At 41.9% G+C, this 6148-nt stretch carries 7 protein-coding genes; 6 read left to right on the top strand and 1 reads right to left on the bottom strand.

The genetic code is table 11. From position 1 onward, the window contains the following. The 5 genes from ACWNM1_RS25830 to ACWNM1_RS25810 form a co-directional block, all read left to right on the top strand. On the top strand, positions 1 to 793 hold a 793-nt coding region (locus ACWNM1_RS25830), incomplete at its 5' end, for an ATP-binding protein (RefSeq protein ID WP_449603185.1). 37 nt (positions 794 to 830) lie between these two features. Then, entirely contained in the window at positions 831 to 1388 is a 558-nt protein-coding gene (locus ACWNM1_RS25825) for an AAA family ATPase (RefSeq protein ID WP_449603184.1), read from the top strand. After that, positions 1381 to 1824 carry a hypothetical protein gene (locus tag ACWNM1_RS25820; protein WP_449603183.1) on the top strand — a complete coding sequence of 148 codons (444 nt, stop codon included), beginning with the start codon at positions 1381 to 1383 and terminating at the stop codon, positions 1822 to 1824. The genes ACWNM1_RS25825 and ACWNM1_RS25820 overlap by 8 nt, the downstream gene beginning before the upstream one ends. A gap of 52 nt (positions 1825 to 1876) precedes the next feature. Beyond that, positions 1877 to 2320 carry a GNAT family N-acetyltransferase gene (locus ACWNM1_RS25815; protein ID WP_449603182.1) on the top strand — a complete coding sequence of 148 codons (444 nt, stop codon included), beginning with the start codon at positions 1877 to 1879 and terminating at the stop codon, positions 2318 to 2320. 14 nt (positions 2321 to 2334) lie between these two features. Further along, positions 2335 to 2805: a DinB family protein gene (locus ACWNM1_RS25810; RefSeq protein WP_449603181.1), complete on the top strand. Its 471-nt coding sequence runs from the start codon at positions 2335 to 2337 to the stop codon at positions 2803 to 2805. Positions 2806 to 2833: 28 nt separating this feature from the next. Here the strand turns inward: ACWNM1_RS25810 and ACWNM1_RS25805 are convergent, their stop codons facing one another. Further along, positions 2834 to 4528 carry an ABC transporter substrate-binding protein gene (locus ACWNM1_RS25805; protein WP_449603180.1) on the bottom strand — a complete coding sequence of 565 codons (1695 nt, stop codon included), beginning with the start codon at positions 4526 to 4528 and terminating at the stop codon, positions 2834 to 2836. A gap of 112 nt (positions 4529 to 4640) precedes the next feature. Here ACWNM1_RS25805 and ACWNM1_RS25800 point away from each other — a divergent pair, with 112 nt between their 5' ends. Further along, the gene (locus ACWNM1_RS25800) at positions 4641 to 6140 is read left to right on the top strand and encodes a DUF4153 domain-containing protein (protein WP_449603179.1); all 1500 of its coding nucleotides are present in this window, start codon (positions 4641 to 4643) and stop codon (positions 6138 to 6140) included. The last annotated feature ends 8 nt before the right edge of the window (positions 6141 to 6148 follow it).

Raw genomic sequence — 6148 nt, 5'->3', positions numbered from 1 at the left:
ACATCATGACGTTTTAGGCAACATTATAAATATAATAGCTGTTCAAGCATTATTATTTTTCATTTTCCATTTATCATTTAAACGGATGAAAAAGCAGAAACTATATTATGAACAATTACAGCAATCCGAGCGGTTAAAGATGGTAGGACAATTAACAGCTGCTGTTGCACATGAAATTCGAAATCCTATAACCGTGGTTAGAGGTTTTTTGCAATTGTTCAAAGAGGACGATTCATTTGATGATTCTAAAAAAAGTAAGTTCAACTTAATGATTGATGAATTAAACACCGTAGAACAGATTATCTCTCAATTTCTAACCCTATCTAAACCAAATGGAGATCAAAGACTAGAGAAAGTGGATGTGAAGGATGTCCTTCAAAGTGTTACGGGTCTGCTTCATTCCTATGCCATGTTATCTGATAACCAAATCGATATAAAGGTAGAGGAAGATTGTTATATTTCCATTAATAAAATTGAGTTTAAGCAGTTACTCATTAATATTATAAAAAATGCGCTGGAAGCCTCGGATGTAGGAAAATCCGTCTCAGTCATAGCAAATAGAAATAATAATTTTATCGAGATCATGATCACCGATGAAGGAAGTGGGATGTCCGAGGCTGAGGTTAAGTCGCTGGGCACGCCTTTTTATTCATTAAAAAGTAATGGAACCGGTTTAGGGTTAATGATTTGCTTTAATATTGTAGAAAAATATGGTGGGGAAATTTATTATAATAGCTCTAAAGGTAAGGGGACAACCGTTACGATTCGCTTTCTAGCTACGAATAATCAATAATATTCCAAGATGAAAAAGTTAATTCTGGAGGGAATATATGCGAAAAATTCACATCATGGGTGCTTCTGGAGTAGGAACTAGCACACTAGGTCAGCAATTAGCAAAGGTGTTACCTCATGTTCAGCTGGATAGTGATGACTATTTCTGGGAGTATAAATACACTAAACAGACTGAAATCAACGATAGACTAACAAGACTTAAGCAGGACTTAGATTATAAGGAGTCATGGATTCTAAGCGGTGCCGTTTGCGGCTGGGGGGATGGACTTCGTGCTTATTTTGACTTGGTAATTTTCCTCTGGATTCCACAGGAGATCCGATTGAATCGTTTAAGAGGTAGAGAATATGATAGATATGGTGACGATATTTTACCAGGTGGAAAGAAATACGAAGCGAACCAGACTTTTATGGAGTGGGCCGCGTTATATGATACTGCTGGCGTTGAAGTCAGAAGCAAGGTGCTTCATGAGGAATGGATGTCCGTGTTGAAATGCCCTGTTTTGCGAATTGAGGGAGATTTAACGGCTCAAGAGCGTGTTGAAGTCGTGCTGAATTATTTAAAGTCTAAGGATTCAGGAGGCACTCAAGATGATTAAGAAGCTGCGTATACTGGTGCTGTCTGGGATGTTGTTAGTTCTTCTTGCTGCCTGCAATACAACTACCTATAAACACAATTACACATTTACAGGAGAAGGAAATGTATGGTCGGCTGAATATGTTCAAAAGGCAACAGAGAAGATTACCGATAAAAAGGGCGAAAGAACAGACTATAAAACGCAGCAGCAATCTGCCTTCGAACTTAAGTATAAAGGGGAACAAGCAGATCTGGATAAGATTCAAGACTTTAAATATAGTTATGAGGGAACAACAGGACAAAGCAGGATAACCTTAACGGACACTAAGGGAGTAAGAAGAGGTGATTTGAAGTCTCAAAGTTCTAAGAGCAGTTATGAACACGAGGACTCGATGATTAAGGTTGTTGTAGAGTGGGATGGGCAGAAGGATGAATTTGAACTGAAGGTACGTAAATAGTGGAGCACATATGAAAAAGATTCTTAAATTAAAGAAAGCAGGTTGAACATCCATGGTCGTTATTAAAGAAATAGAGTTGGAGTCTCTCCATGAACTTGGTGATTTATATCAGGAGCTGATGAATCACCCTTCTGATCTTAATAAAATGGAACAAGTATTTAAAGTGATTAAGACAGATCGTCGGTACATATTGTTGGGTGCTTTTGTGGATGGAGAGTTAATGGGGTCTTTGATGGGGATTGTCTGTCATGACCTGGTAGGAGATTGTAAACCGTTTATGGTGATTGAGAATGTGGTAGTCTCATCGCGGGCCCGTCGTCAAGGTGTGGGCAAAAAACTAATGCTTGCCATTGAAGAAATGGCTCACGAGAGAGACTGCTTTTATATCATTTTAGTCTCTGGAGAGAAGCGTAAGGAAGCGCATATTTTTTATGAATCGTTAGGGTATAGAGATGAGAAGGTGGAAGGTTACCGGAAACATCTAAGTTCCCATTAAAAGGAGGCCTTGATTTGCAAACATTCTTTCAATATAACTGGATGGTTCGTGAACAATGGTACGAATGGTGTGAGAGTATTTCTGAAGAAGAGTTGCTTGGAACACGTACTGGTGGTGTAGGCAGCATATTGAAGACTCTCTTTCATATTGTTGATGTGGAGTGGAGCTGGATTCAAGTGTTGCAAGGTAAACCGGATTTTCAGGAGGATTTCGAACATTACAAGTCTTTGCAGCAGGTAAGAGAACTGGATGCGAAATTCCGGTCCGATATAGGGCCCTTTGTACTTTCTTGGCATGCGGGTTTGGAGCAGAATATGTTTGAGGATCACCTGGCGGATGGCCGGATCGTGACAGATACTTGGGGTGAAGTGATGCGCCATGTGATCGCTCATGAAATTCATCATGTCGGACAGTTGTCCGTTTGGGCAAGGGAAATCGGGAATGAGCCAGTTTCTGCCAATTTGATTGGAAAAGGGCTCCGATGATTCTGCAATCGACTGGGCATTGCGTATATCATGAAGTGCTGTCGCTGGAGAGCAGCGGCGGGAACCACAAATGACGAAGATCAACCCAGCCCTGACTATTGAAGCTTACACCTCGGACCGAGGGGAGATAAGCAGTTTGGGTGGGTTTTTCATACAAGATGTGCAGATGATGTTCCTCTAGAAGACGGTTCTCGATCATACTAAAGCTCTCGGATCTAGCCTCAGGGTTAGGTTCTCGTGCAATGGTATAGAGCCAGCCTTCAATATCCGCACGAGTATGCGGTTCTATATGCTGGGAAAGCGTGAGATATAGATCAAATAAACGAAGCTGTTCATCCTCGTCACGAAATAATGAAAAAACAATCAGGTCGGACTCCAGCCGGATCGGGCCCTTGAACTCCTCTGGAGACACGGAAACAACCTTACACGGATAACCTTGACGCTCTAGTTTAGCAGCAATACATTCAGCATCATTAGCATATTGCGGAATGGTAGTTATTTGCAAGCTGACCTCATAGTCTTCCATTGACTTATGCGTTACAGACGCTGACTCTTCTTTTAAACAGGATACGATCTTTGCCCGAATAAGGGGGTCGCTAAGCGGTCCTTTTTTTTGTGTGTTGCAGGTAACAAATTTACGGATGTAGGACTCAGAATGAATCCGACTCCAAGAAGAAGAATTGGTGGATGAAGGATTCTGAATCACATGAAAAGCCGAGCCAGTATCTGAGGAATCGGACGCAGTATCCCACGGAACATATAGTATTTCGACTCGATCTAAATGAGCTCTTCCTAGAAAATAATAAGGAAAAACCTCCAGCACACAAGTGTCCTCATTCATGTCCACAACCTTAAATGGTCCTGTCCCCACAGGTTTGCGGCCAAAGCTAGGTTCGTCCATTCCTTCTAAATCACGCGGAACAATTGCCGCTCTACTCGTACACAAGAAAGGGAGGAATAGCTCATTGGGCTGTTTAAGTGTAATTTGAACGGTGGATGGGTTTAGTGCGGTAACTTGCTGGATTTCTTTGAAAATATAGCTATAGAGTGTCCGCTTTGAGGTTTGCATCAGCCGTCCCAAGGAATAGACTACATCTTTAGCCGTCAGTACTTTTCCATGATGAAACAGCACTTCTTTGCGTAGAAAAAAAGTCCAAATCGTACGGCTCTCATCCACTTCCCAGGCATGAGCAAGACTAGGCACAATCTTATCCCGTTCCCCGCTGCGTCTCACTAATCCGTCGAAGACATGACTGGAAACAAAAGACTCTGCCAATAGATTCATATGAAGCGGGTCGAAGGTATGTAGCTGCTGGGTGATGGGAAGCCGCAGGGTATCAATCTGTTTGTCACTACGGATTTCGGAATGATGACCAAAGTAGGTCAGCAGCCAACCTTGTAAGGTATCCTGCAGCGAGGAAGAGCTGGCATGGGTTTTGATGCCATCAATAGCTTTGTGAACATCTTTACGGCTGATAGCCTGCATCATGGATTGAAGCGCAATTTCTTCAGAAGGGACAAGGAACTGTAATAAGGAACGACTTCCACGTCCGCGCTTAGGCGTCCATTGGACCCATTCCAGCTGCATCATTTTATTCACAATATGCATGGCATTGCGGTGTGTACATCCGAAGGTTAAGGCTAGCTCATCCATCGTAACTGAGATTTCTGTGACTCCCCCAAACTGAGAATGCAGCTTTAAATATTGGCTATGCAGCTTCATGGTTTAAGTCCCTTTCAGAAAATAGGAAATTATTAAAAAATTCTTTCTCTTTTTTTTCTTATTTTATCACTTAGAATAAGGATAAGAAAGTAAGAATATGGGGGTGTTTACCATGACCGATGAAACGGAGCTTAAGCTTAATCGATCACTTGCCGCTTTAATTGTTGCCTTCTTACTGGCGATTGTTCATCAGTTGTTGTTCTACGGAAAGTTGCCAGGTGTTTCTTATCCTATCTTCGTTTGTCTGTTTTATGTGTATATGCTTTATTACGCTAAGGCTAAAATGCGCAAACTGACCAAACTCAGTTATTTCTGGTTTGGAGCGATTTTTCTACTCTCGATGACCTATGTGTTGTTTCATAATCTTTTCTACTTTGGGTTGAACCTATTAGTAATCCCTGTGCTGATTTTATTACATATGACTTATTTGCTAAGTGATAAACGCCCCTCTTGGAGTCAATTCAGAATACTTTGGGATACACTAGAGCATTTGCTTCCCCAGAACTTTCGCCACTGGGGTACTGTGTTCAAGGACGTCAAAAGTAGCAGTGATAGTAAGGTGAAGGATGGACGCAAGCAAGTGCTGGGGAAAGTGTTTACAGGACTTGCGATCTCTTTACCGATACTGCTTGTTGTGATTACCCTGCTGGCCTCGGCCGATGGTGTGTTTCATCATGTGCTAATATGGCTGCCAAATATGCTGGATCGAATTTCATTTGGTGAAATTATTGTGCGGACGTTATGGGTACTCCTGATAGGCATGGGATTGTTCGGCTTAGTATGGGGCTTTGTAGATTCGAAGGTCTATGACTGGAATGTGCAACCAAGGAAGTATGGACCTGTGCAGGCGCCTGTGACCTTTAAGGTTGATCCAGTAATTATGACGACAATTCTTATAGCTATTAACACGGTATATGTTCTGTTCGTAATCCTCCAATTTTCTTACTTGTTTGGAGCTTGGGAAGGGATGTTACCAGAGGGTAGTTCCTATGCTGATTACGCTCGTAGTGGATTCTTCGAGTTAATTATGGTGACCGCGATTAATTTCGTGATTCTAATGCTGGCATTGGGATCAGAAGGAAAGAGGGGCGGACTGCTCCAAAAAGTCATTAATATTATGCTGTATATCTTAGTTGGCTGTTCAACTGTCATGTTGTATTCTGCCTATACTAGACTATCCCTATATGAAGAGGCGTATGGATATACTACGATTCGTTTCCTAGTTCATGCATTTATGATATTTATGGGTTTGCTGTTGATTCTTGCAGCTGTACGGATTGTAGTGCCCCGTTTGCCGTTGGCTAAATGTTATATTGTGCTAGGTCTGACCTCTTATGTTGTTATGAACTATATAGGTATGGATGTCATTATAGCTAATATGAATATGGAGCGTTATGAGGTGAGTGGTAAGCTGGATGCTGATTATTTGGTTGGTCTGTCACCGGAAGTCATCCCTTCTCTGATTAAGTTCAGTCGTAAGGAAGACGGGATGCTAGATCAATTTTTGAAAAACAAATGGTGGGACGGTGCTCAGCGAGAGCGGAAGTGGCAGTCCTTTAATTTCCCGGAATATCAGGCGCAGCGTGAGCTGGAGAAGTATTTTGCACAGTAAAGGTTAGA

The sequence above is a fragment of the Paenibacillus sp. Marseille-Q9583 genome (assembly GCF_976954365.1).
The sequence above is the reverse complement of the archived record's forward strand: the minus strand, read 5'-3'. Positions and strand labels throughout refer to the sequence as shown.